Source organism: Cellulomonas sp. IC4_254 (assembly GCF_011603975.1).
In the GTDB taxonomy this organism is placed as follows: Bacteria; Actinomycetota; Actinomycetes; order Actinomycetales; family Cellulomonadaceae; genus Cellulomonas.
The window spans coordinates 1-25,820 of the sequence record NZ_JAANNB010000014.1; the positions used below are offsets into that span (position 1 = coordinate 1).

Below are 25,820 nucleotides of genomic sequence, written 5' to 3' on the forward strand. Positions count from 1 at the left end.
GGCCCCCTCCCCGTCGACCCCGGCGGGCACCGCGGCGCGGCGCCGCCCGGCGACCTCGTCGAGGACGACCTGCTCGGCGCGCTGCTCCTCGGCACGGACCGCGGTCTCGTGCTTCTCCTGCAGCTTCTCGAGCGTGCGGGTCTGCGTGCGCGCGGCGGACCACGCGGCGTCGGCGGCGTCGACCTCGTCCTGCGCGACGAGCACCTGGGCGCGCCGGTCGACCAGCAGCGCGGACAGCGCGAGCCGGCTGGCGACGACCGCCTGCACGCCCCGGGGGTCGGCCCCCGGGGGGAACACGGCGGAGCCGAGCGCGGCCTCGGTCGCGGTGGCGCGGGCCACGGCGGCGTCCCGGCCGCGGGCGCTGGTCGCGCGCTGGGCGGCGGCCTGCTCCTCGGCGAGGGCCCGCAGGCGCAGCAGCCCGGCCAGGCGGAAGGCGCGGCTCACGGCAGGTCCCCCATCGCGGCGACGAGCGCGGCGAGCCGCGCCCAGGAGTCGGCGGAGGGGGCGCGCTCGTCCATGCCCTGGCGCAGGAAGGCGTCGATGTCGGCGCCGTGCGCGACGGCGGCGTCCACCAGCGGGTTCGACCCGGCGACGTAGGCGCCGACGTCGAGGAGGTCCTGGGCCTGGCGGCGCGCGGCCATCACGCGGCGGAGCCGGGTGGCGACCGCCTTCTGCTCCGGGCCGATCACGCGGGACGCGACGCGGGAGATGGAGGCGAGGGCGTCGACGGACGGGAAGTGCCCCGCGACCGCGAGCGACCGCTCCAGCACGACGTGCCCGTCCAGGATCGAGCGGGCGGCGTCCGCGATCGGCTCGTTGTGGTCGTCGCCGTCCACCAGCACGGTGTAGAGGCCGGTGACCGAGCCGGTCGCGCCGGTGCCCGCGCGCTCCAGCAGCTGGGCGAGCAGCGCGAACGTGCTCGGCGGGTAGCCACGGGTGGCCGGCGGCTCGCCGACGGACAGGCCGATCTCGCGCTGCGCCATGGCGACGCGGGTGAGCGAGTCCATCATCAGCACGACGTCGTCGCCGCGGTCGCGGAACCACTCGGCGATCCGGGTGGCGACGAACGCCGACCGGAGCCGGACCAGCGGCGGCTCGTCCGAGGTGGCGACGACGACCACCGAGCGGGCCAGGCCCTCGGGGCCGAGGTCGTCCTCGAGGAACTCGCGCACCTCGCGGCCGCGCTCGCCGACCAGGGCGATCACGGAGACCTGGGCGTCGGTGCCGCGGGCGATCATCGACAGCAGGGACGACTTGCCGACGCCGGAGCCCGCGAACAGGCCGAGGCGCTGGCCGCGGCCGGCGGTGACGAGGGTGTCGAGCACGCGCACGCCGAGGTCGAGCGGCTGGGCGACCCGGGCGCGGGCCAGCGGGTGCGGGGCGTGCCCGGTGACCTCGGCGTGGCCGACCCCGACCAGCGGACCCTTGCCGTCGATCGGCCGGCCGAGCCCGTCGAGCACCCGGCCGAGCAGGCCGGGACCGACCGGGGCGGTCAGCGCGGTGCCGCGCGGGCGCACCGGCATCCCGGCGCGCAGGCCGTGGGTGGGGCCGAGCGGCATCGCCTGCGCGGAGCCGCGGCCGGTCGCGACGACCTCGGCGGGCACCTCGGTGCCGTCGCCCGGGTCGATGGACACGAGCTCGCCGACGGCCGCACCGGTCCCGGCGACCTCGACGGTCAGGCCGACGACGCCGCGCACGGTGCCGACGCGCTCGGGCCGGGCGGCGCCGAGCGCGGCGCCCCACGCGGGAGTGCGCAGCAGCGCGGCGGCGGGCTCGGCGAGCGCCGGGGCGGCGGGCGCGACGGCCTCGGCGCCGGCGGCCCCGGCGCGCGGGGTCGGCAGCACCGCGGCGGCGGTGGGCGTGCTCATGCGGCGCCGGCCTCCCCCGCGGCGGCCAGCGCCGTGCGGGCGCGGTCGAGCGCCGCGCCGAGGCGCGCGTCGAGGTAGCCGTCGGGGAACTCGCCCACGGCGTCGCCGGGCGCGAGCGCCGGGTCGCCCGTGAGCTCCACGCCGGTCAGGTCGGGCAGGCCGGCCAGCACGTCGCCGCCGGCGGGGGCCCCGCCCGCGAGCGCGGCGCGCACGACCGCGAGGTCGCGCGGGTGCAGCCGGACGGTGTGCACCTCGCGCGCCGGGTCCAGCGCGCGGACCCGGGCCAGCGCCGCGGCCGCGGACGCGGGCGCGTCGGACAGCTCCGCCCCGAGCACGGCGGCGGCCAGGTCCAGCGCGGCGGCGTGCAGGACGTGCTCGGCGGACGCGAGCACCGGGGCGCTGCGGTCGGCCGCGGCCCGGGCGCTCCGGGCCAGCACGGCGAGGGCGTCGGCGTGCTCGGCGGCGCGCCGCGCGTCGGCCTCGGCGCGCTCGCGCTGCACCCGGGTCGCCTCGACCTGGGCGGCGCGGGCGGCCTCGCGGGCGCCCGCGGCGTAGCCGGCCGCGTACCCGGCGGCGTAGCCCTCGGCGCGCGACGGCTCCGCGGTCGCGAGACCGCCCGCCGACGACCCGAACGCCTGGGTGAAGGTGCGGGGCTCAGGAGACATACTCGTCCTCGCCCTCGCGCCGGATCACGATCTGGCCGGACTCCTCGAGGCGGCGGATCGCCTGGACGATGCCGGCGCGCGCCTCCTCGACCTGCGAGAGGCGGACCGGGCCGAGCAGCTCGATCTCCTCCTCGAGGTTCTCCCGGGCGCGCTCGGACAGGTTGCGCAGGATCTTGTCCCGGACCTCGGGCGACGCGCCCTTGAGGGCGACCGACAGCTCGTTGGTCTCGACCTGGCGCAGCACCAGCTGCATCGCGCGGTCCTCGAGCAGCACGATGTCGCCGAAGACGAACATCCGGCTGCGCACCTCGTCGGCCAGCGCCTCGTCGCGGCTCTGCAGCCCCTCGAGGATGAGCTTCTCGGTGGTCGGGTCGGCGCGGTTGATGATCTCGACCAGCGGCTGCACGCCGCCGACGGCCGACAGCTCGTTCGGGGTCAGCACCGTCGAGGCCTTGCGCTGCATCGACTCGGCGATGACCTGGACGACGTCCGGGGACGCCCGCTCCATCAGCGCGATGCGGTGCGCGACCTCGGACTGCTGGTCGGACGGCAGGCCGGCGAGGATGGCCGACGCGTGCTCGGGCCGCAGGTGCGCGAGCACCAGGGCCACGGCCTGCGGGTGCTCGCCGTTCAGCAGCGACAGCACCTGGCGGGCGTCGGCGTGCTGCAGGAACTCGAACGGCTGGCCGGCCATCGAGGTCTGCAGGCGCTCGATCATGCCCGCGGCCTCGTCGCGGCCGAGCGCGCCCTCCAGCAGCTGGGTGGCGTAGCCGAGGCCGCCGTTGACGCTCGGCCCGATGGCCGACGCGGCGTAGAACTCCTCGACGACCTCGTCCGCGACCGTCGCGTCGACGCGCTCCAGCCGCATGATCTCGGCGGTGAGCTCCTCGATCTCGGCGGTCTCCAGCTTGGCCATGACCTTGGCGGCGCGCTCCCGGCCGAGCTGCAGCAGCAGCATGGCGGCCTTCTGGGTGCCCGTGAGCGTGGCGGTGGACATCAGCGCCGCCCGGCGGGGGTCAGCCAGCCGCGCAGGAGGTCCGCGACCTCCTCGGGCTGCTCGTCGGCGAGCGCGGCGATCTCGGCGCGCTTGACGGCGAGGGACTCCTGCGCCGGGTCCAGCTCGGCCGGGCCGGGCAGGGCGGGCGGGATCTCGGGCAGCTCCTCGAGCTCGGCGGCCGGGTCGGGGCCGTCCATCAGGGGCAGCTCGCCGATGTCGAGCGCCTCGCGCTTGCTGCGCCGCGAGCGGCGGGCCAGCACGACCGCGACCACGATCACCAGCAGCAGCAGGGCGCCGGCGATCACGGCCTGCCGGAGCAGGTCGGCGCGGCGGTCGGCCTCGGCCTGGGCGTCGGCGGCCGCGAGGGCCTCCGCCGCGGCGTCGGCGCCGGTGGTGTCGAAGGCCATGGCCTGCACGGCGATGGTGTCGCCGCGGGCCGTGTCGATGCCGGCGGCGGCGGTCAGCGTGGCGGTGAGCTGGTTCAGGTCGATGCCGGCCGCGGCGGTCTGGTCGACCAGCACGGCGAGCGACTGCTTCTCGACGGTGCCCGGCGCCACGGTGGTGACCTCGGTGACCTTGTTCACGGCGTTGCTGACGTCCTCGGTCGTGTTCGTGTACGAGCCGGTGCCGTCGCCCTCGCCCGTGGGGACCGCGATGTTGTCCGGGCCGAGCACGCCGGTGGCGGTGCCGGAGCCCGAGCCGGTGTACTCCTCCGTCGTCGTCGAGGACACGAGCGGCGGGGTGCCCTCGGTCGCCGAGAACTCCTCGGAGGTCCGCTGCGTCTGGTCCTGGTTCAGCGAGGCGGTGACGGTCACGGCGGACTTGCCCGCGCCGACCACCTGGTCCAGCAGCGCCTGCACGGCGCTGGTGACCCGCTGCTCGTAGGCGGAGGTGGCCTCGTCGCCGGTGCCGCCGGTGATCCCGGTGCCGACCTCGGAGAGCACCTTGCCGGTGGAGTCGACCACGGCGACGTCGGTGGCCTTCATGCCCTCGATGCCCGCGGACACCAGGTGCACGATCGCCTCGACCTGGTCGTTGCTCAGCTGGGTGCCGGTCTTGGTGCGCACGAACACCGACGCCGTCGGGTCCTGCTGCTGGGAGACGAACACCGAGTCCTCCGGCAGCGCGAGCTTCACCGTGGCGGCCTCGACGCCGGACATGGCGCCGACCGTCTTGGCGAGCTCGCCCTCCAGGGCGCGGGTGTAGGTGGTCTGCTGCTGGAACTCGCTGGACGTCATCGACATCCCGTCGAGCAGCGAGTAGCCGTCGCCGTCCGCGTTGGCGGGCAGGCCGGCGGCCGCGAGCTTCAGCCGCATCGCGTAGAGCTGGTCCTGCGGCACCATCACCGTGCCGCCGCCGTCGGTGAGCTCGTAGGCGACGCCCTCGGCGGACAGCTGGTCGACCACGGCCGACGCGTCGGTCGCGGACAGGCCGGAGAACAGCGGGGCCAGCGTGGGCTTCGAGGCCCACGAGTAGATCGCGAACCCGCCGAGCAGGATCGCGGCGACCGCGATGACCGCGAAGGTCTTCTGCGGCAGCGAGAACTGCTTGACCGCGCCGCTCATGCGGCCGAACAGGGACTTCACCTGGGCGGGCATCAGGCCTGCATCCTCATGATCTCGGTGAACGCGTCGACGGCCTTGTTGCGCACGGCGGCGGTGAGCTCGAGGGCGAGCTTCGCCTCGGACGACGCGACCGTGTAGTCGTGCACGTCGTCGAGGTCGCCGGTGACGGCCTGGACCGCGAGCGCGTTGCTCGTGGACTGGAGCTGCTGGACGTGGTCGACGGCGCCGAGCGCCGCGGCGAACCCGCCGTCGGCGCCGGTGGTGCCGGTCGCGGCGCCGGCGGAGCCGGTCGCCCCGGTCCCCGCGAGGCCGGCGACGTCCGACAGCTCGGACAGGTAGGAGGTGCCGGACACGCCGGACACCCCGCTGACGGGCTGGATGCTCACGAGTTCCGTCCGATCTGCAGCGCCGCCTCGTAGGAGGTCTTCGCGCGGTCCACGACCGCCGCGTTCGCCTGGTAGCCGCGCTGCGCCATGATCAGCTGCGTCATCTGGGAGGCCATGTCGACCTCGGGGTACCGCACGTAGCCGTCCTCGTCCGCGAGCGGGTTGGTCGGCTCGTAGACCACACGGCCCTCGGCGGGGCCGAGCGCGATGCCGGAGACCTGCGCGCCGCCGCCGTTCGCGGTGGGGATCTCCGACGCCACGACGTACTTGGCCTGGTAGGCGGCCTCGGAGGTCGAGGTCGCGTTGTTCATGTTCGCGAGGTTGTCGCTGACCGCGTCGATCCACTTGCGGTACACGGTCATGCCGGTGCTGGCGACGCCGATCGCCCCGAACGTCGTCATCAGGAAGTCCTCATCGCGGTGCGGACGCTGGAGAAGGTGCCGTCGACCGCCTGGGTCGCCAGCTGGTAGCGCAGCTGCGTGTCGACGTTGAGCAGCGTCTCCTCGTCGAGGTTGACGTTGTTGCCGTCGGTGCGCGTGGGCTCGAGGGAGCGGGCCGTGGTGGCCGAGGCGGCGCCGGTGCCGGCGGAGACCGCGCGGGCGAGGGCGTCCTCGAACTGGACCTTCTTGGCGTGGTAGCCGGGGGTCTGGATGTTCGCCACGTTCTCGGCGATGGCGCGCTGGCGCGCGGCCAGGCCGTCGAGCGCGCTGTTGATCGCGACGTAGCTGACGGAGTCGAACATGCCCATGCAGGGTCACCCTCACCCGAGGTTGGTCCTGGTCGGCCTAGTCCGTGGCCTGCTGCGCGAGCGATCCGTGCTCACGCGTCCCATCGGCGGGGAACGGGTCGTGCTGAGGTGTGCGCCCGAGAAATGTCGCGGATCACTCGCGCGGCGGACGCGATTCGAACGGGTTGTCCGAATTTGCCGGAGAATGTCCGGCGGCCTTTGTGGGTGCTGGCACCCAGGCGGTCCCGGGCGCACCCGGGGCCGGCTCAGCCCTCGACGTCGAGGTAGGCCGGGGCCGGGGCCGGGCGGGTGCGCAGGCCGTCGGTCGTGCGCAGCCGGCGGCGGTGCTCGGCGAGCTGGTCGCCCGTGCGGCGCGCGAGGTCGCGCTGGCGCTCGACGAGCGCGGCGGCGCGCGGGGCGAGCGAGGCGGGCAGCGGGCCGAGCCCGCGCGGGGTGCGCCAGGGCGCGGTCAGGGCGACATCGACGGGCTGCGGGTCACCGGCGCGCTGCGCGCCGGCGAGCAGCTCCTCCGCGCGCTCCGCGCCGAGCTCCATCTCGGCGAGGGCGGCCACCCAGGCGGCCTCCCGGCCGGGGCGGCCGGGGTCGGCCGCCTCGCGCTCGGCGCCGTGCTGCCCGGGGCGGGCGTCCGCGTCGAGCGCCGCCGAGGCGGTGCTGCGCTCGACCGGCGCGACCGCCGTGTCAGCCGACACCGAGCACCCCGGAGCCGGTCCCGGCCTCGTCGAAGGCGGGCGCCCGGCGCTGGGTCGGCACGTCGTTGGCGACGGTCTGCGCGGCCTCGCGCCAGGCGTCGGCCAGCGGCGCGACCAGCCCGCGGCAGGAGGCGGCGCGGTCGGCGTCGCCCGCCACGCTCGCGCCGATCATCTCCGAGAGCAGGAACGTGTAGACCGACAGCAGGCGGTCCCCGCCGTCCCACTCGGCCACGTTCAGGTTCGCGATGAACTCCGCGACGATCTCCTGCGCGTGGGCCAGCTGCTGGGTCCCCGTGGCGCGGTCGCCCGCGCGCAGCGCGACCTCGGCCCGCTCCAGGTCGAGGAGCAGCCGGTCGTAGAGCATGGTGAGGAGCTTCGCCGGCCCCGCGGTCGCGACCGCGTCGGCGAGGAACCGGGTCCGGGCGTCGTACACGGCGGTCCTTTCGGCAGGGCTCGGGTCAGTCGGAGGAGCCCGAGAGCTGCGAGAGCTGGGTGGTGAGGTAGTCGGACTGGGAGTTCAGGTTCGACAGCTGGACCTCCATCGCCGCGTACATCGTGGTCAGCGAGGCGCGGCGCGCCTCCAGCCGGATGTCCCAGTCGGCGATGCGGTCGGTCAGGTCCTTGACCTCGCTGTCGTAGCTCTGCACCTGCAGGGTCAGCGTGCCCTTGGCGGAGTCGGAGGCGACCTCGCCGATCTTCTGCAGCGAGCCGGCGACGCCCTGGACGGCCTTGCTCACCGCGTCGGGGTCGTTGGTCAGCGCGGTCTGGAACGCGGTCGCGTCGAACGCGAACGTGCCGTCCTTGCCCAGCGTGATGCCGATGCCCGCCAGCGAGGTGTTGTTCGCGGAGTTCGACCCGGCCGCGAGCAGCGACTGCTGCAGGGAGCGGATGGTGGCGTTCCCGGAGAACAGGCCGGCGGTGAGGATCGAGGTGCCCTCGTCGTTCGTGCTGGTCTTGCTCGTCGTGTAGGACGTGATGTCGCCCAGCACGGCGTTGAGGTTGTTCACCAGCCCCTGCGCCAGCGCCGCGAGCTTGGAGTCGTCCCGGGTCACGTCGACGGTGACGGGGTCGGTGGTCTTCGCGGTCACCGTGACGTTGACGCCGGTGACCAGGTTCTCGAAGACGTTCTTGGACGAGGTGACCTTCTGCTCGGCGCCGGTGCCGGGCCACAGCACGATCTCGGCGTCGGACGCCTCGCGGATCGCCTTGGACCCCAGCGTCGCGCCGTCGGCCGCGTTGTCCACGGCGAGGCTGAAGGTGTTCTCCTTGCCGGTCTCGGTGCCGGTGAGCTGCAGCCGGTACTCCGGCGCGGCGGCGGTGCCGACGTTGAGGGCGGACGCCTTGACGCCCGTGCCCTCGGCGTTGAAGGCGGCGACGATGTCGCCGATGTTGCTGCTCAGCGCCTTCACCGACACGGTCTCGCCGTCGGCGCCGGTCAGCGTGAAGGTCGGGGTGTCCGACGAGTAGCCCGTCGGCAGCGTGTAGAGCGTCGACTGCGAGGCCGCGACCGAGTCGACGCGGAACGAGACGCTCGACGGGCGCGCGTCGGAGGTGGTCGTCGCGGTGACGGACTCCGCGGAGGACTTCGCCTTCACGGCCTCCCAGGACGACGCGGTCGCGGCGGACTTCGCCGCCGCCGTCAGGGAGGCGACCTTGGCGTTCAGCGCCTGCAGCGCGGAGGACTGCGACGACAGCGTGCTCTTCTTCTTCGCGAGCAGCGTCTGCTGGTTGGCCTCCAGCGCGATGGTGGAGTCGATCAGGTCTGCCGTGGGGAAGTTGCTGATCAGCCCGGTGCTGAAGGTGATGCCGGCCATCGGGGGGTGTCCTCCTGGTGCGGGGTCCTGCGGGTGCCCCCGGGATCGGGGCCGAGATGCGAGACGGGCGGTGGTGGACGGTGCGTCCACCACCGCCCGCGTCGGTCGTGCTGGTCCTGCTCGACGTGCGTCCTCGGCGGGACGCCGGCCCCGGCCCGCGCACCGCGAGGTGCGGCGGGCCGGAGCCGGACGGCTCACTGGAGGAGCTGGAGCACGCTCTGCGGGATCGACTTGGCCTGCGCGAGCATCGCCGTGCCGGCCTGCGAGAGGATCTGCGCCCGGGTGAACGAGACCATCTCGGACGCCATGTCGGTGTCGCGGATCCGGCTCTCCGAGGAGGTCAGGTTCTCGACCGCCACGTTGAGGTTGTTGATGGTGTGGTCGAAGCGGTTCTGGACCGCACCGAGCTGCGAGCGCACCTTCGAGACGTCGGTGATCGCGGCGTCGATCTTGTCGATCGCCTCGGTGGCACCGGACTTCTGGCTGAAGACCGGGGACGCCGCGGCGACCTCGGACGCGGTCGCCGTGGCGGCCGGGGTGGCGCCCGTGAAGGACACGCCGGTGGTGCCGGCGGCCGCCACGGTCACGGAGGTGCCGAACACCTTCGCCGCCGCCGCGGTGATCGCCGCGAGGGCGCCGGCCGCGTCGGTGACACCGGCGTAGTCCACCGAGGCCAGGTCGAAGGACTTGGAGCCGACGGTCACGGTGCCGTTGAGGGCCTTGAGGGCCTCCAGGTCCGTGGTGTCCGCGGTGACGGCGACCGAACCGGCGGTGCCGGCGACGGCGTTGGTCACGACGGCCGTGCTGGCGTCGCTGGCGACCTTGGTCACGTCGATGCCGTTGACGTCCAGGCCCGTGGCGGACAGGCCGCCGGTGCGCTTGAGGTCGACGGTGATCTTGTCCTGGTCGGACGTGTTGGCGCCGACCTGGAACGTGCCCGAGTAGTTGCCGTCCAGCAGCTTGGTGCCGTTGAACTGCGTGGTGTCGGAGATGCGGGTCAGCTCGGTCTTGAGCTGGTCCATCTCGTCCTGGATGTTGCCCTTGGCGGTCTCGGAGAGGCCGCCGTCGTTCGCCGCCTGCACGGACAGGGTCCGCATGCGCTGCAGGATCGAGTGCGTCTCGGTGAGCGCGCCCTCAGCGGTCTGGACGACGGAGATGCCGTCCTGGGCGTTGCGCACGGCCTGCTTGGTGCCGCCGATCTGGGCACGCAGGCCCTCGGAGATCGCCAGACCAGCAGCGTCGTCCGCCGCGCGGTTGATGCGCAGGCCGCTCGACAGCTTCTCGAGCGACTTGCTCAGGTCGTTCTGCGTGTTGGACAGGTTGCGGTACGAGTTCAGCGCCGCGATGTTCTGGTTGATCGAGAGAGCCATGATGGTTCTTCCTCCGTGAGTGGGCTCAAGGGCGGCCCTTCCGTGGGCACACCCTGGTCATCGGACGCTCGTCGCGACCCCTGAGGAGTTTTTCCCGCGACTTGTCCGAGGTCGGTTCAGACCGCGGCGCCGACGAGGCCGGGCGCGACGATCTGCAGCTCGGCGAGGACCTCGGCCTCGTCGGCCGGGTCCACGTGCGCGAGGGCGTCCTCGAGCCCGGCCAGGCCGCGCTCGTCGCCGTACGCGCTGTGGGCCAGGGCGCCGGCGACGGCGCGCTGCCGGGGGTGGCCGTGCGCGTCCAGCGCGATCCGCACGAGCGGGCACGCCTCGCCCTGGCCGGCGGCGCGCAGGTGGGCGGACCAGTCGGCGGCCTCCTCCAGCGACATCGTGGGCGCGAGGTGGGCGGCGCCGGCCGCCACCGCCGGGTCGGCCGGGCGCGCGCCGCGCATCCAGCGCAGGAACGTCCGGGCCTCGGCCGTCGCGTCCATCGCGCACCACGTGACGTACTGCCGCCACATCGGCTCGGGCATCTCGGCGAGCAGCCGCCGGCCCTCGTCCTCGGTCAGCAGCCGCACCAGTCCGCCGGCCGCGCCGGGCGCGACGCCGTGCCGGATCGCGTCCAGCGCCGCAAGCACCGCCCGCCGGCGGTCGCCCGTGACGGTGTGCGCCCAGAGCTCGGTGGTCACCAGGGCCGCCCGGTCGACCCGCTCGCCGTAGCCGTTGACCGTGGTCGTCGGGATGCGCTCGAGCGCGGCGAGGGCGCCCGCGGCGTCCCCGCGCTCGGCCAGCACCTGGGCGCGGGTCGCCAGCGCGAACGCCGGGTTGTCGTCGTGGGCCTCCCAGACGGCGAGCCAGCGGTCCGCCGCGGCGTCGTCGCCCAGCGCGACGCCGGCGAGGTAGACGGAGCGCGCGAGGAGCACGGCGTTGCGCGGGGAGGCGAACCCGGCGGCGCGCAGCGCGTCCGCCTCGGCGAGCGCGCCGGCGTGGTCCCCGGACATCTGCAGCGACCGCGCGAGGTCGACCCGGTGCAGCTCGAGCGCGAGGGCGTCGCCGGCCTCCCGCGCCGCGGCGACCTGCGCGCGGGCGAGCTCGACGTTCCGGGTGCCCTTGCCCTTCTCCGCGACGACGTCGGGCCGGTAGCCGCTGTGCCGCAGCTCGATGCCCGCCGCCGGGCGCTGGACGTCGGCGGGGCGACCCGTCGCGAGCAGCACGGGCTGCTCGTGCAGCCGGCCCGCCCAGGTGTGCAGGTCCCGCCGGAACACGCGGGAGCCGGCCAGCACCGTGTCGGCGGGGCCGAGCCCGAGCGGCAGCGCCGGCCCGGCGGCCAGGTTCCGGATCAGCACCGTGTGCGCCACGCCGCCGTCGCGGCCGAGCGCCGCGCGGAACGCCTCGGGGTCGCCCGTCACCTCCTCGTCGGCGTCGACCGACAGCACCCAGTCACCGGTGGCGTGGGCCAGCGCGCGGTTCCGCGCGGCACCGAAGTCGTCGTCCCAGTGGCCCTCGACCACGACCGCGCCGTGCCGGCGGGCGATCGCGACCGTCGCGTCGGTGGAGCCGGTGTCGTAGACGACCACCTCGTCGGCCCAGGCGACGGACGCGAGGCAGCCGTCGAGCACGGCCTCCTCGTTCTTCACGATCAGGACGGCGGAGACGGTGGGGCGTGCGGGCATGACGTTCCTCCGGTCGGGTGACTGCCCTGCCGATCGGCGCGGGCCGGCGGCTCCTGAGCCGTTTCCCCGCGGCACGCCCGGGGGCGCGGCCGGCGGCGGGCCCGGGGCTCCCGGCGCGCCGGGCCGGGACGCGCGGAGGGCGCCGCCCGCGGTTCGCGGACGGCGCCCTCTCGACGCTGTGAACGTGCTGCTGCGTGCCGGCGGACCGGCGGCGGTCTCAGACCGCGGCGGTGGTGATGCGGTCCGAGCCCTCGAACGGCGTGGGGACCGAGCGGGCCTCCTCCGCGCGGTGGCCGGCGGCCGTCATCGCGGCGCGCGAGGCGACCGCGGCGAAGTACGTGCGGCGGCGGCGCTCGGCGACGCCGTCCGGACGCTCGGCGACCGGGACCATCTCGGGGTCGAGGCTGGCGTTCAGGCCGTCGCGCATGAGGGCCAGGCCCTCGGTGCGCAGCTGGCTGATCCGGGACTGGGTGACGCCCAGCTCGTCGGCCAGCTCGGCGACCGACCGGTCCTGCAGGAACAGGCCCTCGATGACGGTGCGCAGCCGGTCGGGCAGCGTGTCGACCGCGGCGCGCAGGTAGCGCAGCCGCTCGCCGATGAGGACGTTGTCCTCCGGGCCGGGCGCCTCGTCGCGGACCAGGTCGGCGACCGGGTGCACGGTGGCGTCCATCGACAGCACGCGGCGCTCCGCGTCCTGGCGGGCCTGGTCGACCGCGGCGAGGTCGGTGCCGAGGTGGCTCGCCAGCTCCTCGCGGGTGGGCGTGCGGCCCAGGGTCGCGGTGAGGCGGTCGCTCGCGGCGGACAGCTCGCGGGCGCGGTGCCGGGCGCCCCGGGACGCCCAGTCCATCGAGCGCAGCTCGTCGATCAGGGCGCCGCGGATGCGCAGCGCGGCGTAGCGGGCGAACGGGACGCCCGTCTCCGGGTCGTACGCGCGGGCGGCGAGCACCAGCGCGAGGTGGCCGGCGGACACGAGGTCCTCGCGGCTGACGGTGGCGGGGACCCGGGAGAGGACCTCGCTCACGTGGTACCCCACGATGGGCATGTGCGCGACGACGAGGTCGTCGGCGGCGGGGGTGGCTGCAGAGCTGTTCACGGTCCGGTTCTCGGCGGGGGTGAAACCCGCCTTGAGCCTTTGTTCTGAAGTTCCTGAGGACCCGATCTATGCGACTTCCGAGGCCATTTCGGACGTACCGGAAAGACAAAACGGACATCCGCCGACATAGCTCCGGGCAGAGTTGAGGAGTTGTGACACACGTCACACCCGGGACATCGCTGTCCCGTCAGGGACGGGCACTGACCAGTCAGTTCAACGACGTGCCCGCGGACGCGGGCGACCGGGTGACCACGAGGTGTCCGGTTTCGCTCAGGACCCCCGCCCCCGTCCCGATAGGAGGGGCATCACGCCGCGGCCGGCACCCCGCGCCGGGCGTCCCGACCGCACCACCGCTGCTTCGAAGGGGGGCACGCCCGATGGCCCTGAGCCAGCTGTCCGACGTCCTGTGGACCGAGCGCCGACTGCTCGAGCTGCTGCTGTTCAAGCTCGAGGAGGAGCAGCTCGTGCTCACGAGCGGGCGCACGCGGTGGCTGGCGCACGCCACGCGGGAGGTCGAGACCGTCCTGGAGCAGATCCGGGACGCCGAGCTCGGCCGCTCCGCCGAGGCCGACGCGGTCGCCCTGGAGCTCGGCCTGGAGCCGGGCGCCACGCTGCGCACGCTCGCCGAGCACGCCCCCAGCCCGTGGGACGACCTGCTGCACGCGCACCGCGACGCCTTCGTGCAGCTCACCACCGAGATCGGCCTGCTCGCCGACGGCAACCGCGAGCTGCTCGCGATGTCGCACCGCGCGACGCAGGAGACGCTCATGTCCCTGCAGGAGTCGGTGCAGACCTACGACCCGCAGGGCCACACGACGGCCGAGGCCGACCGCAGCGCGCAGCTGCTCGACCGGTCCTTCTGACCGGCGACCACCCGACACGACCCGAAGCACCCGAGGAAGAGGACCCGTTGAGCACCTTCTCCGGACTGGGCACCGCCCTCAGCTCCCTGATCGCGCAGCGCCAGGCGCTCGAGGTCTCGGGGCAGAACATCGCGAACGCGAACACCGTCGGGTACACCCGGCAGCGCGCCGCGATGGCCTCCCTGCCCGCCGCCACCGTGCCGTCGATGTTCTCCACCAGCAACGGCGTCGGCATCGGCACCGCGGTCACCGGCATCGACCGGCTCGGGGACGCGTTCCTGGACGCCCGCGTCCGCAACGAGACCTCCGGCGCCTCCCGCCTCGCCGCGGTGGCGACCGAGTACAAGACGCTCGAGACCACGATCGGCGAGCCGTCCGCCACGGGCTTCTCCAAGGACCTGTCGAGCTTCTGGAGCTCCTGGTCCGACGTGGTCAACGACCCGACCTCCGACTCCGCGCGCTCCGTGCTGCTGCAGCGCGGCAAGGCCGTCGCCGACCGGCTGTCGACCATGCACCAGGACATCGGCACCCAGTGGCAGCAGGCGCTGACCACCACGTCGGCCCTGGTGACCCAGGTCAACACCACCGCGGCCAACGTCGCGGACCTCAACACCCGGATCCTCGCGATCACCAACGCGGGCGGCTCCGCCAACGAGCTGATGGACCAGCGCGACCTGCTCGTCACCCAGCTGTCCGGCCTGGTCGGCGCCTCCGCCCGGACCCGCGACGACGGCACGGTCGACGTCATGGTGGCCGGCAACGCGCTCGTCTCCGGCAGCTCCGCGAACGAGCTGGCCCTGTCCTCGGACAGCCCCGCCTCGCTCGGCGACGCGATGGCGGCCGGCGCGCCGGCCGTGTCGATCGTGTGGGCCCGCAACGGCAACGCGTCGGGCATCGAGGGCGGCCGCGTCGCCGGCCTGCTCACCACGCTCGCCCCGCAGAGCAGCGGCGGGGTGCTCACCAGCGCCGCCGCCGCGGTCGACGAGGTGGCCACCAAGGTCGCCACCACGGTCAACGCGATCCACACCACCGGCTACACGGTCGCCGGCTACGGCACCGGGACCACCGGCGGCGACTTCTTCACGTTCGACCCCGCGAACCCGGCGCGCAGCCTGGCCGTCGCGATCACCGACCCCGACGGCATCGCCGTGGCCGGGGACGGCAAGGGCGCGCACGACTCCAGCGTCGGCCGGCAGATCGCCGCCCTCGCGGGCTCGACCTCCGGCGCGGACGCGGCCTGGTCCGCCTTCGTCGTGGACCTCGGCGTCCAGTCGGCCAGCGCCGCCTCGCGCGCCACCGTCGCCGAGGCCGCCCGGTCGACCGCCTCGGCCGCGCAGCTCGCGCAGACCTCCGTCGACACCGACGAGGAGACCGTCAACATGCTCGCGTTCCAGCGGGCCTACGAGGGGGCGGCCCGCGTGCTCACGGCCGTGGACGAGATGCTCGACACGCTGATCAACCGGACGGGGGTGGTGGGTCGATGACCTCGATCGGCCGCGTCACGCACTTCACGGTGCGGAACTCGACGCTCAACAACGTGCAGGCCAACCTGCAGAAGATGGCGGACCTGCAGGCGCAGATGTCCTCCGGCAAGAAGATCAACGCCGCGTCCGACGACCCGTCCGGCACCGCGGACGTGCTCCGCCTGCAGGGCGAGCAGCGCCAGCTGGCGCAGTACGACCGCAACGCCGCCGACGGCGAGGCGTGGCTCACCACGATCAACGACGCGCTCTCCACGTCGCTGTCCACGCTCCGCAAGGCGCGGGACCTCACGGTCCAGGGCGGCAACGGGGCGCTCGGCCTGAACTCGCGGGTCGCGCTCGCCCAGGAGATCGAGGGCCTGAAGGACAACCTGCTGGCCCAGGCGAACACCACGTACCTCGGTCGCTCCGTGTTCGCGGGCACCACCGCGGGCGCGGCGTTCACCGACGGCTCCGACCCCGCCACGGCGTACGCGTTCTCCGGCGCGGACGTCGACGGCACCGTGACCCGCACCGTCGCGAGCGGCACGGTCATCCGGGTCGACTCCTCCGGGTCGGCCGTGTTCGGCGAGGGCGCGGACTCCGTGTTCGCGCTGCTCGACTCCATCTCCGCCACGCTCCGTGCCGGCGGGGACCCGTCCGACCAGCTCGACGCCATCGACGGGCACCTCGACGCGATGACGACCGAGATCGCCTCGGTCGGCGCCCGGCAGAACCAGGTCGACGCCGCCCAGGACCTCATCTCGCAGAGCAAGCTGACCGCCACCACGCGGCTCAGCGCGGTCCAGGACATCGACCTCGCCCAGATCATCCTGGACCTCGGTGCGCAGGAGGTCGCCTACAAGGGCGCCCTCGCCGCGGGCGCCAAGGTCCTCCAGCCGACCCTCCTGGACTTCCTCCGATGACCGCTGAGCTCGCCGACGCCCCGCGTCGCACCCACCTGCCCGAGCACCTGCACCTGCGCGCGCCCATGCCGGGCCTCGCCGGGTACGAGGACTTCACGCTCACCCCGCTCGACGACGCCGGCGTGCTGTACGCGCTGCGCGCCGAGCCCGCGGGCGCCCGCCCGGTCCGGCTGTTCGTCGTCGACCCCGACGCGTTCTTCCCGGACTACGACCCCGCGATCGCGGGCGACGTGCTCGCCTCGATCGGCGCCGACGCGGAGCACGCCGTGCGCCTCGTCGTCGTGCGCCCCGCCGACGGCGGCGAGCCGCCGACCGCGAACCTGCTCGCCCCGCTGGTCGTCGACCCGGCGAGCGGCGCGGCCGTGCAGACCGTGCTCACCGAGGACTGGCCGCTGCGGGCCCCGCTCGCACCGGCCGCCTGACCGCTCCCCTCCCCCACCCGCCGACCGACCCGACCTGGAGTCCGTGATGACCTCGACCCTCGGCGCCGACGCCGGGTCCCCGCGCGCCGCGAGCGGCAGCCCGATCCCGATCGGCGGCGGCGAGACCACGGTGCTGCGGCAGCCCGTCGTGCACCACGACCGCTCCGTGTACGGCTACGCCGTGCGGGTCCTGGTCAGCGGGCCGACCGGCGCCTCCCTGCCCGACGAGAGCACCGAGACCGCCGTCGAGACCGCCTACCGGCGCCTCGACCTGGCGGGGCTCGCCGGCGACAAGCCGGTGCTGCTGCGGGCGACCGCCGGGCTGCTCGCCGGCACCGCGGCGGTCTGGTACGACGCCGACCGGCTGATGCTCGAGATCACCCCGTCGCTCGCCCGGCGCCCCGACGTCGACGAGCTGCTCGCCGCCGCCACCGCCCGCGGCAGCCGGCTCGCGCTCGCCGACTACGACGGCTCCCTCGCCCAGGACCGGCTGCTGGAGCGGGTGTCGATCGTCAAGGTCGACCTGCAGCGCGGCGCCGACCACTGCGCCGAGCTCGTCGCCCGCGCGCACGCCGCCGGCGCGACCGTCGTCGCGGAGCACACCGACACCACGGAGCGGCTCGAGACCGCCCAGACCATCGGCGCCGACCTGCTCCAGGGCCCGATGTTCCACCGCGACCCCCCGGTCACCCGCCGGTCGTTCTCCGCCGGCGAGCTGCAGTGCCTCGAGCTGCTGCGCGTGCTGTCCGAGGAGCAGGTCGACCAGCAGACCGTCGTGCGGACCGTCGCCTCCGACCCCGAGCTGTCCATGCGGGTGCTGCACCTGGTGAACTCGTCGGCGTTCGGGCTGCGGCGCGAGATCGACTCCGTGCTGCAGGCCGTCGTCCTGGTCGGCCCGCGGCAGCTGCACGCGCTGGCCATCGCGTCGCTCATCGACGCCAAGCCCGCGTCGGTCGGCACCCTGTGGTCGATCCTGACCCGGGCCATGACCTGCCACGCGATCGCCGGGGACGACGCCGCGTACACGGTCGGCCTGCTGTCCGCCGTGGCCGCCCAGCAGGGCATCGACCTCACCGAGCTCGTGTCCCGCACCGGCGTCTCCGACGCGCTCGGCGCGGCGCTGCTGCGCCGCGAGGGCCGGCTGGGCCAGGTGCTCGCGGCCGTGCTCGCGCACGAGGAGAACGACACCGCGGCCGTCGCCGCCACCGGCCTGGAGCCGTGGGACGTCGCGCACGCCTACCTCGCCGCGGTCCCCAGCGCCCTGGCGACCGCCACGGCGCTCGCGTTCGGCGAGTAGGCCGGCGCGTCCCGGGCACGGCGCGAGCACATAGGGTGAGGGCCGTGCCGTCGTTCATCCACCTCGCCCTGCGCCCGGAGAGCCGCAAGCCCGCCCCGGAGCCGGTCCCGGTGAGCATGCGGCCCGTGTTCCTGGTGGGCATCGCCGCGTGGCTGGTGGCCCTCGTGGTCGCGGTCGTGCTGTGGCTGACCGACGCCGCCGGCCCGCACGGGGTGTGGGCGTGCGCCACGGGCGCCGCCCTGGGCGCGCTGGGCCTCGCCTGGACCCGCCGCCGCCCCGGCCGCTAGCCGGAGATCTCGCCGAGCGGGCAGTCCCTGTCCCCTCGCGGCCGCCGGAGGGGACGTCTACTGCCCGCTCGGCGCGGTCTCGGCCGCGCGGGCGGCGGCGGCGCGGGCGCGGGTGCCGGCGGTGGCGTGCTCGGACCAGCGCGGGACGAACGCGGCCAGGGCGCCGGCCGCCAGCACGCCCGCCGCGCCCATCGTGACGATGCCCGCGGCCAGGCTGCCCGCGGCCGCGACCGCCGAGACGACCAGCGGCCCGGCGGCGGCGCCGGAGTCCTGGAACACCCGCCACACCCCGAGGAACTGCGCGCGGGCGTCCGGCGGCGCGACGTCGGCGCCGAGGGTCATGAGGATGCCGGAGCCGATGCCGTTCCCCAGGCCCATGACCATCGCCACGACGGACAGCCCGGCCAGCGTGGACGTCAGCGGCAGCACCGCGATCGCCGCGCCGAGCACCAGCATCGACGGCACGGCCACCCACAGCCGCCCGCGCCGGTCCATCACCTTCCCGGCCGGGTAGAACAGCAGCATGTCGACGGCGCCCGAGATGCCGAACACCAGGCTGGTGGTCGCCGGCGCGAAGCCGAGGTGCTCGGACCACAGCGGGAGCACGACCTGCCGGGTGGCCCGGACGGCGCCGACGAGCACCACCGCGAGCCCGAGCGTCGCGAGCAGCCGCCGGTGCCGGCGCACCAGCCCCGCCGTCGACACCCGGGGGCGGGCCCGGGCGGCCGGGTGCCGGTCGTCCACGTCGCGCGCGAACCCGACCACCGCCGCAGCGGCCACCGTGGTGCCCACCGCGAGCCAGAACACCGAGCGCAGGTCCGCGACGTGCAGCACGGCCGCGCCGAGGAACGGCCCGAGGAACACGCCGATCCGCGACACCCCGCCGAGGGTGGACAGCGCCCGCGCCCGGTTCACGACCGGCACGACCTCGGTCAGGTAGGCCTGCCGGGCCAGGTGGAACACGGCCGACGCGGCGCCGGTCAGCAGCACCCCGACCGCCAGCACCGGCAGGGTGGGCGCGAGGGCGCCGATCGTGAGCGCGACGCACGCGACGAGCGCTGCGACCAGCATCGCCCGGCGGTCCCCGACCCGGGCGGCGAGCGCGCCCGCGGGCACGTCGCCGAGGATCTGCCCGACGCCGACCAGCGCCACCACGAGCGCGGCCTGGTCGAGCCGCGCGCCCATCCCCGCGGCGACCAGCGCGACGACCGGGGTGACGGCGCCGAGCCCCGTCTCGTAGAGCAGGGCGGGCAGGTAGGCCGAGGTCAGCAGGCTGCGGGTCATCGGCCGTCCATCATGCCCCCGTCGTCGGCGACCTGCTCCACGGCGAGCTCGGCCGCGCGCGCCGGCTCCACCAGGACGAGCTCCACCGCGTGCCGCAGCCGCCACACGCCGCACGCCTGCGCCAGCCCGCGCGCGAGCCCGGCGAGGTGGGTGGCGTGCACGATCGCGTCGGGGCCGGAGCCGTCCACCCACCAGTCGACCGGCACCCCGTCGACCCGCAACGACTCGTGCTCGATCCAGGTGTCCGGCACGTCGGGCAGCAGCGCGCGCACCGCGTCCGGGGTCGCGGACAGCACCCCGGCGTCGTCGCCGTCCCGCTCGTCGACCACGCCGTCCGCGAGGTCGCCGGCCAGCGGGACGCCGAGCAGCTCGGCCAGGTCCTCGGGGTCCGCCGGCCCGGCCAGCGGCACCATCGCGGCGACGTCGGCCCGCTGCCACCACATCGGCGACGGGGCCACCGCCGCGTCCTCGGCGTGCACCAGGGCGACCCGGTCCGGCGCGACCAGCGCGGGCAGCACGTCGAGGTCCGGCAGCGCGTCGGCGTCGGCGCGCGCGTCGGCGCCGGCGTCCGACGCGGCCAGCCCGGCCCACGCCGACCAGACCGCGGCGGCGAGGTCGAGGTCGACGCGACCGCCCACCGGGGCGGCGGCGCGCAGCAGCGGGTCCCACGCGCCCGGCGGCACCGCGCCGAGCGACGCGACCCCGCCGAGCGCCGCCTGGGCGGCCGGGTCCAGCGCGGCGACCTCGGCCGGCGGCGGCGGCAGCAGCCGGGCGACGACGGGCTCCGCGCCGGCGACCGCGAACGGCGCGGCCAGCGGCAGACCGGACCGGTGCCGCAGCCACCACGCGGTGTAGCCGGGCGCCGACCGGCCGCCGACCCGCACCTCGTCCAGCAGCGCGCGGCGCAGCGGTCCCGGCTCCGCGAGCCGGGCGAGCACGGCGGGCCAGGCGCCCGGGTCGGCGGCGTCCAGGTCGGCGACCACCAGCACCTCGGGCAGGGTCTCCCCCTCCCCGACCGCCGCCGCGACGGCGGCGACCCAGCCGTCCCAGCCGTCCAGCGCGTCGGTCACCAGGTCGGCGTCGTCCTCGGCGAACCCGAGGTCGTCGACCGAGGTCACGACGTCGGTGAGCAGCAGCGGCACCAGGTCGGCGCGCACCCCCGCGGCGGCGAGCGCGTCGGCGCCCCACCGCTCGACGGCGTCCGCCGCGACCGGCGCCAGCACCCGCGGGTCGAGCAGCCGGGCGGCCGTGGACCCGGGCAGCACCAGGCCGTGCGCGGGCGTCGGCTCGTCGTCCGCCGCGCGCAGGGTCAGCAGCCCGAGGACGGCGCGCTCGGCCGGCACCGGCTCGCCGTCCGGGGCCACGGTCCCGTCCGCCACCGCCGCACGCACCAGGGCGAGCACCGCGTCGCTCACCTGCTCGGCGGCGTCGACGTCGTCCTCGTCGGCCTGGTCCAGCACGGCCTGCCGGACGCCCGGGTGCACGAGCAGCGCCGCCGGGTCCGCGGGCGACGCACCCAGCCGCTCCAGCACCTCGTGGGCCGCGGCAGGGTGGACCAGCCGCACGCCCCACCGGCCGAGGACGGCGAGCGCGGCGGCGACCGGTCCGGCCGGGTCGAGGGCACCGGCGACCGGCAGCAGCAGCCCTCGCGCGCCCCGCACCACCCGGCCGTCGGCCAGCGGCACCGGCAGCGCGGCCAGGGCCTCGCGCACGAGCGGGTCGCCGACGGCGGGCGCCAGGGCGGCGTACAGGGCACGCCACCGCGCGGGCGGCAGGCCGGACGCGGCGGGCAGCTCCTCGACGCACTCGGCCGCCTCGCGGACCTCGACCCCCAGGGCGCGCGCCGCGGCCAGGCCGCCCTCCGGCAGCACGACGAGACCGGCGAACCACGGCGCCAGGGCGCGGGTCAGCTCGGGGGCGTGCGGCCCGGCGAGCGCCACGGCGCGCTGCGGCTCGACCAGCGCGGCGGGGTCGGGGCCGGCGGGTGCGTCCTCGCCCCGCGCGGGCGGCAGCAGCGGCGTGCGGGACAGCGCCGCCACGAGCCGTGGGCGCAGCGCCGCGTCCAGGTCGCCCGCCGGCAACCCGCGCGGCACGAGGCGCAGCGCGTCCTCGCCGTCGGCGGCGCACGCGGCGGCCAGCCGGGCGTACCCCTCGGCGGCGACGTCGAGCAGCGCGTCGGTCGCGGGGCCCCGGGCGGCGTGCCGCCGGGTCGGGTCGAGCGGGACGGTCGCGACCAGCAGGGCCGGGAGGTCGAGGGTGTCGTCGGTGGGCGTCGGCGCGTGCAGCACCCGCTGCCAGGGCGCGCCGCCGGCCGGACCGCCGGGCGGGGCCCCGGTGAGCGCGGCGAACAGGTCGCCGTCGCCGCCCGGCTCCGCGAGGCCGGCGGATCCCGTCGAGGCCGGTACGCGTTCCTGACCCCCTCGCGCGGAGGTGCCGGCCTCGCGGGACGGCACGGCCCAGGTGACGCGCCAGCGACGGCGGGAGCGCTCCTCGACGGGCCGGTCGGCGAGCAGGCCGGGGTCGAGCTCGCCCTCCACGGTCAGCCGGCGCCACCGGCGGTCGACGTCGGCGACCCGGCGGCGGTGGCCGGTGACGTCGTCCTCGACCACGACCTCGGTCAGCCCGGGCAGGGCCAGCAGCAGCGCGTCGCCGACCTCGGCGAGCATCGCGCGCACCGCGTCCACCGCCGCGCCGTCGCGCAGCGCGAGCACCACGGCGGTGTCGTAGCCCCCGGGCGGGCGGCCGGCGTCCTCGCGGGGCAGCCGCAGCGCGGGCAGCGAGCCCTCGCGCCGGGCGACCTCGTCGGCCAGCCGCGGCTCGTCGACGGCCGCCAGGGCCAGGTCGCGCCGGGTGTCGTCCAGCGAGAACCGCACGGCGCCCGACGTGGACAGCACCCGGACCTCGTCGGCGACCGCGCGCACCGCGGCGAAGCCGACGCCGAACCGCCCGACCAGCCCGGGCCCCGGCGCCGCGCCGCGGTCGTGGCCCGGCCAGTCCCGGGTCGCGGAGGCGCGCATCGCCGCCATCGAGTGCACGCCCGCGGCGTCCAGCGGGGCACCGGTGTTGGCGGCCACCAGCACGGCGCCCCCGGCCGGTCCCGGCACACGGGGGTCGGCGTCGGCGTCGGCGGCGCCGACGACGCCCCGGCCAGGCGCACCGCCCCCGTCCGCCCGGTCCGCACCGGCGTCGTCGCCACGGCGGGGCGCGCCGTGGTCGTCGGCCCGCCCCGCCCCGGCGTCGTCCTGCGCGAGCGCGGCGGCCGTCGTCAGCCGCAGCAGCAGCCGCCCGGGTGTCCCCGCGCGCACGGCGGCGTCCGCGGCGTTCTGCGCGAGCTCGACCACCACGCGGTCGCGGTAGTACCCGCGGGCGTGGTCCTCCTCGGTGTTCGCGTCCTCGCGCAGGCGCGCCGGGTCGGCGCGCCACGTCCCCAGCACCCGCTCGCGCAGCGCGCGCGTGCCGAAGACGTCGGCGGTCACGACCGGGGCTCGTCCTCCGCGGGCGGCGCGGCCTCGGCCGGCTCGTCCTCGGCAGCGGCGTCCTCGGTCACGGCGCCCGCGCCCACGGCGTCCGCACCCACGGCGTCGGCGTCCGCAGCGTCAGCGCCCGCGGCCTCCGCGCTGTCGGCCGTCGCGGAACCGTCCTGGTCCGCGACCACCTCGACCTCGACGGTCACGGTCTCGACGGTCGCCTCGACGACCACGGCCGGCTCGGCCGCGTCGCCCGCAGCGCCCGCGCCGGTGTCGGCGAGGTCCGCGGCACCCGGCCCGGCGTCGCCCGCGCCCACGTCCCCGGCGTCGCCCGCGCCCCCGGCACGCCCGGCCCCGACGACCTGCGCCGTCGGGAGCACGTCGAGCTCGCGCGCCACCGGCACGTCCGGCCACTCGGACGGCCGCGGCTCCACGTCGGTCTCCGAGTGCGCGCCGCAGCCGTGCTCGAGCGCGACGACCTTGCCGTCGTCCGGCGACCACGCGTTGACGCACACGCCGAACACGGTGCCGAGCGGGCCCTGGAGCGGCACGAGGAACCCGCAGGTCATGCACGGCTCGGCGGACGCCACCGCGCCCGCGGACGCGGGACCCTGCTTGGAGCGGTACCAGCGCTCGGCGGCCTCGGCGATGCCCACGGGCGACAGCACCCGGTTGCGGGCCAGCGCGAGCTCGCCGATCGCGACGTCGTCGATCTCCGGGTCGCCGGTCGGGGTGAAGCCGGGCTCGAGGCGCGGGTCGTCCGCGCGGAACGGCAGCACGTCGCCGGGGCCGAGGTCGCCGGGGCGCAGCCGCTCGTCCCACGGCACCCAGGCGGGCGCGAGGACGGCGTCGTCGCCGGGCAGCAGCACGGCCTCGCAGACCGTCGCCTTGCGGGCGCGCGGCACCCGGGACAGCGTCACGGTCCACACCCAGCCGCGGTAGCCCTTGGCGGTGCAGGCGAACCGGTGCGAGACGAGCCGGTCGGCGTCGACGGTGTAGCCGAGGTGCTCGCCGACGTCCTGCGGGTGCTCGGCGAGCTCGAGCGCGGCCTCGCGGGCGAGGTCGACGGCGCCGCCGAGCACGGCGTCCTGGGTCGCGGTCGCCATGCTCAGGCCTCGAGGTCGTCGGCGACGGCGCGCAGCAGGGTGGCGACCTGCTCGGCGCGGGACTTCTCCGGGCGGCGGCCGCGGCGCAGGTCGTTGCCGACCCGGTCGAGCACCTTGATGAGGTCCTCGACGATGACGGCCATGTCGTCGGCGGGCTTGCGCTGGACCGCGGCCACGGACGGGACCGGGTCGAGCAGCTTGACCGCGAGCGCCTGCGGACCACGGCGGCCGTCGGCCACGCCGAAGTCCACCCGGGTGCCGGGCTTGGGCGTGCCGATCCCCGCGGGCAGCGCGGACGCGTGCAGGAACACCTCGGTGCCGTCGTCGGCGGCGATGAAGCCGAAGCCGCGATCGGTGTCGAACCACTTGACCTTGCCGGTGGGCACTGCGATCCCCTGTGCTCGTCGGAACTCGCGCGGCGTCGCGCCGCACGTCACCAGGCTACCGGTCGCACCGCCCGCGCAGCGCGCGACTCCGCCCCCGGCGAACCCCCACGGACCCCGCGGGCCCGCGCGCGGGCGAGCTCAGCCGAACGCGACGTCCGCGACCTCGCCCGGCACCGCCTGCAGCCGCGGGACCGGCTGGTAGACGGTCGCGAGCAGGGCCCGGGCCTCGCGGAGCGCGGTCAGGTACACGAGCGAGACGTGCAGCGCGGAGTACGGCGACCGGATCGACGGCACGGCCTCCTCCGCGATGGCGTCCAGGTACGCGTCGAGCACGTCGCAGGCGGCGACCACCCGGGCGCTCGGCTGCGACCGGTGCAGCTCGGGGTCGAGCTCGGACACCGGGACGTCGAGCAGCTCGGACACGATGCGGACCAGCGCCTCGGTGGACGCCTCCAGCGGGTCCTGCGGCGCGAGGATCTCGGCCGCGCGGGTGCGGGCGAGCGCCATGAGCGGGATCTCGTCGTCGTGGTGGCCAGCGGTGGCGAGCACCTCCAGCACGAGCATCGCGCGGAACCGCTCCCGCCCGAGCAGGACCAGCGCCTGGTGCAGGTTGCGCACGGTGCGACCGGCCCCGGACACCGAGTTCACCACCCGGAACACCTTGAGCGCGATCGCCGGGTCGGCGGCGGTGAGCCGGGCCAGCCGGCGGTAGGACACCTGCGGGTCGCCGAGCTGCACGAGCAGCCGCCCGGAGACCATCGCGTGGTGCGCCAGCGCGGGCCGGGTGAGCACCGTCGGCCGGCGGAAGTGGTAGCCCTGGAACAGGTCGAAGCCCGCGTCCTGGGCGGCGAGGAAGTCGGTCTCGTCCTCGACGTGCTCCGCGACGAGCGCGGCGTGCGGGGCGACCGCGCGCAGCTCCTCGGCGAACTCGGCGAGCTGCTCGCCGACGTCGGACATGTCGACCTTGACGTAGTCGCACAGCGGCAGCAGGTCCCAGCGCTGGTCGCCGGGCACGAAGTCGTCGAGGGCGATGCCGAAGCCGAGCCGGCGGAGGCGCTCGACGCCGGCGACGACCTCCTCGTCGGCCGGGACGTTCTCCAGGACCTCCAGCACGACGCGGTGCGGGTCGAGGGCGACCGGCAGCTCGTCGACGATGAACGACCGGGGGACGTTGACGAACAGGTCGCCGTTGCCCGCCAGGTCCTCGACGCCGAACTCCGTGAGCGTCGCGACGATGACGGTCGCGGTGGCGCGGTTGTCGTCGACGCCGGGGCGGACGCCGGACTCGAGGGCGTCCGGGCTGGCCCGGAACAGCAGCTCGTGCCCGATGGGCCGGCTCAGCACGTCGTAGATGCCCTGGCGCGCCACGCACACCTCGCGCGTGGCCGGGGGGAGGTGCCCCGCCGTGATCGACATGCGTGTCCCTTCCGCTCGAGCGCGCGGCCGCCCGTCGGCGG

At 75.9% G+C, this 25,820-nt stretch carries 25 protein-coding genes; 6 read left to right on the forward strand and 19 right to left on the reverse strand.

Annotation, left to right across the window (positions count from 1 at the left end):
* The 14 genes from G6556_RS20120 to G6556_RS02865 all read right to left on the reverse strand — a co-directional run.
* On the reverse strand, window positions 1-444 hold a 444-nt coding region (locus G6556_RS20120), incomplete at its 3' end, for a flagellar FliJ family protein (protein ID WP_166938433.1).
* Window positions 441-1,868 carry a FliI/YscN family ATPase gene (locus tag G6556_RS02805; protein WP_166938434.1) on the reverse strand — a complete coding sequence of 476 codons (1,428 nt, stop codon included), beginning with the start codon at window positions 1,866-1,868 and terminating at the stop codon, window positions 441-443. The genes G6556_RS02805 and G6556_RS20120, both read right to left, overlap by 4 nt.
* A complete protein-coding gene (locus G6556_RS02810) occupies window positions 1,865-2,533 on the reverse strand; it encodes a FliH/SctL family protein (protein ID WP_166938436.1) in 669 nt (222 codons plus the stop codon). The genes G6556_RS02805 and G6556_RS02810 overlap by 4 nt, the downstream gene beginning before the upstream one ends.
* Entirely contained in the window at window positions 2,523-3,530 is a 1,008-nt protein-coding gene (gene fliG / locus G6556_RS02815) for a flagellar motor switch protein FliG (RefSeq protein WP_166938438.1), read from the reverse strand. Before fliG ends, G6556_RS02810 begins: the two co-directional genes overlap by 11 nt.
* Complete coding sequence (gene fliF / locus G6556_RS02820) at window positions 3,530-5,128, reverse strand: flagellar basal-body MS-ring/collar protein FliF (protein ID WP_166938440.1); 1,599 nt, start codon at window positions 5,126-5,128, stop codon at window positions 3,530-3,532. The genes fliG and fliF overlap by 1 nt, the downstream gene beginning before the upstream one ends.
* On the reverse strand, window positions 5,128-5,481 hold the full coding sequence (locus tag G6556_RS02825; RefSeq protein ID WP_166938441.1) for a flagellar hook-basal body complex protein FliE: 354 nt from the start codon (window positions 5,479-5,481) through the stop codon (window positions 5,128-5,130). The genes fliF and G6556_RS02825 overlap by 1 nt, the downstream gene beginning before the upstream one ends.
* Entirely contained in the window at window positions 5,478-5,882 is a 405-nt protein-coding gene (locus tag G6556_RS02830; RefSeq protein ID WP_166938443.1) for a flagellar basal body rod C-terminal domain-containing protein, read from the reverse strand. The genes G6556_RS02825 and G6556_RS02830 overlap by 4 nt, the downstream gene beginning before the upstream one ends.
* Window positions 5,882-6,223 carry a flagellar basal body protein gene (locus G6556_RS02835; RefSeq protein WP_166938445.1) on the reverse strand — a complete coding sequence of 114 codons (342 nt, stop codon included), beginning with the start codon at window positions 6,221-6,223 and terminating at the stop codon, window positions 5,882-5,884. The genes G6556_RS02830 and G6556_RS02835 overlap by 1 nt, the downstream gene beginning before the upstream one ends.
* 251 nt (window positions 6,224-6,474) lie before the next feature.
* The gene (locus tag G6556_RS02840) at window positions 6,475-6,918 is read right to left on the reverse strand and encodes a hypothetical protein (protein WP_166938447.1); all 444 of its coding nucleotides are present in this window, start codon (window positions 6,916-6,918) and stop codon (window positions 6,475-6,477) included.
* Complete coding sequence (locus G6556_RS02845; protein WP_166938448.1) at window positions 6,908-7,351, reverse strand: flagellar export chaperone FliS; 444 nt, start codon at window positions 7,349-7,351, stop codon at window positions 6,908-6,910. The genes G6556_RS02840 and G6556_RS02845 overlap by 11 nt, the downstream gene beginning before the upstream one ends.
* A 25-nt stretch (window positions 7,352-7,376) precedes the next feature.
* Window positions 7,377-8,732 carry a flagellar filament capping protein FliD gene (gene fliD, locus G6556_RS02850; RefSeq protein WP_166938450.1) on the reverse strand — a complete coding sequence of 452 codons (1,356 nt, stop codon included), beginning with the start codon at window positions 8,730-8,732 and terminating at the stop codon, window positions 7,377-7,379.
* Between the two features lie 194 nt (window positions 8,733-8,926).
* Window positions 8,927-10,102: a flagellin gene (locus tag G6556_RS02855; protein ID WP_166938452.1), complete on the reverse strand. Its 1,176-nt coding sequence runs from the start codon at window positions 10,100-10,102 to the stop codon at window positions 8,927-8,929.
* 116 nt (window positions 10,103-10,218) lie between these two features.
* On the reverse strand, window positions 10,219-11,772 hold the full coding sequence (locus tag G6556_RS02860) for a glycosyltransferase family 2 protein (RefSeq protein WP_166938453.1): 1,554 nt from the start codon (window positions 11,770-11,772) through the stop codon (window positions 10,219-10,221).
* A 217-nt stretch (window positions 11,773-11,989) separates the two neighbouring features.
* Window positions 11,990-12,865, reverse strand: a complete 876-nt coding sequence (locus G6556_RS02865) for a sigma-70 family RNA polymerase sigma factor (RefSeq protein ID WP_346774685.1) — start codon at window positions 12,863-12,865, stop codon at window positions 11,990-11,992.
* Window positions 12,866-13,242: 377 nt separating this feature from the next.
* Here G6556_RS02865 and flgN point away from each other — a divergent pair, with 377 nt between their 5' ends.
* The 6 genes from flgN to G6556_RS02895 are packed head-to-tail and all read left to right on the forward strand — an operon-like array spanning window position 13,243 to window position 18,120.
* On the forward strand, window positions 13,243-13,728 hold the full coding sequence (gene flgN, locus G6556_RS02870; protein WP_166938455.1) for a flagellar export chaperone FlgN: 486 nt from the start codon (window positions 13,243-13,245) through the stop codon (window positions 13,726-13,728).
* 47 nt (window positions 13,729-13,775) lie between these two features.
* Complete coding sequence (gene flgK / locus G6556_RS02875; RefSeq protein ID WP_166938457.1) at window positions 13,776-15,212, forward strand: flagellar hook-associated protein FlgK; 1,437 nt, start codon at window positions 13,776-13,778, stop codon at window positions 15,210-15,212.
* Window positions 15,209-16,114, forward strand: coding sequence for a flagellar hook-associated protein FlgL (gene flgL, locus G6556_RS02880; protein ID WP_166938458.1), 906 nt, complete (start codon window positions 15,209-15,211; stop codon window positions 16,112-16,114). Before flgK ends, flgL begins: the two co-directional genes overlap by 4 nt.
* Window positions 16,111-16,536 (forward strand): flagellar assembly protein FliW, encoded by a 426-nt coding sequence (locus tag G6556_RS02885; RefSeq protein WP_166938460.1) that lies wholly within the window; start codon window positions 16,111-16,113, stop codon window positions 16,534-16,536. Before flgL ends, G6556_RS02885 begins: the two co-directional genes overlap by 4 nt.
* A gap of 46 nt (window positions 16,537-16,582) precedes the next feature.
* Window positions 16,583-17,833: an HDOD domain-containing protein gene (locus G6556_RS02890; RefSeq protein ID WP_166938461.1), complete on the forward strand. Its 1,251-nt coding sequence runs from the start codon at window positions 16,583-16,585 to the stop codon at window positions 17,831-17,833.
* A 44-nt stretch (window positions 17,834-17,877) separates the two neighbouring features.
* Window positions 17,878-18,120: a DUF2530 domain-containing protein gene (locus G6556_RS02895; RefSeq protein WP_166938463.1), complete on the forward strand. Its 243-nt coding sequence runs from the start codon at window positions 17,878-17,880 to the stop codon at window positions 18,118-18,120.
* A 57-nt stretch (window positions 18,121-18,177) separates the two neighbouring features.
* Here G6556_RS02895 and G6556_RS02900 read toward each other — a convergent pair whose 3' ends face one another.
* From G6556_RS02900 to G6556_RS02920, 5 genes are all read right to left on the reverse strand, one after another.
* The gene (locus G6556_RS02900) at window positions 18,178-19,404 is read right to left on the reverse strand and encodes an MFS transporter (RefSeq protein WP_166938465.1); all 1,227 of its coding nucleotides are present in this window, start codon (window positions 19,402-19,404) and stop codon (window positions 18,178-18,180) included.
* Window positions 19,401-22,880, reverse strand: coding sequence for an ATP-binding protein (locus G6556_RS19070; protein ID WP_205692942.1), 3,480 nt, complete (start codon window positions 22,878-22,880; stop codon window positions 19,401-19,403). The genes G6556_RS02900 and G6556_RS19070 overlap by 4 nt, the downstream gene beginning before the upstream one ends.
* The gene (locus G6556_RS02910; protein ID WP_166938467.1) at window positions 22,877-23,977 is read right to left on the reverse strand and encodes a DUF3027 domain-containing protein; all 1,101 of its coding nucleotides are present in this window, start codon (window positions 23,975-23,977) and stop codon (window positions 22,877-22,879) included. Before G6556_RS02910 ends, G6556_RS19070 begins: the two co-directional genes overlap by 4 nt.
* A 2-nt stretch (window positions 23,978-23,979) precedes the next feature.
* On the reverse strand, window positions 23,980-24,363 hold the full coding sequence (locus tag G6556_RS02915) for a cold shock domain-containing protein (RefSeq protein ID WP_147795518.1): 384 nt from the start codon (window positions 24,361-24,363) through the stop codon (window positions 23,980-23,982).
* Window positions 24,364-24,501: 138 nt separating this feature from the next.
* The gene (locus tag G6556_RS02920) at window positions 24,502-25,779 is read right to left on the reverse strand and encodes an EAL domain-containing protein (protein WP_166938469.1); all 1,278 of its coding nucleotides are present in this window, start codon (window positions 25,777-25,779) and stop codon (window positions 24,502-24,504) included.
* Window positions 25,780-25,820: the final 41 nt, after the last annotated feature.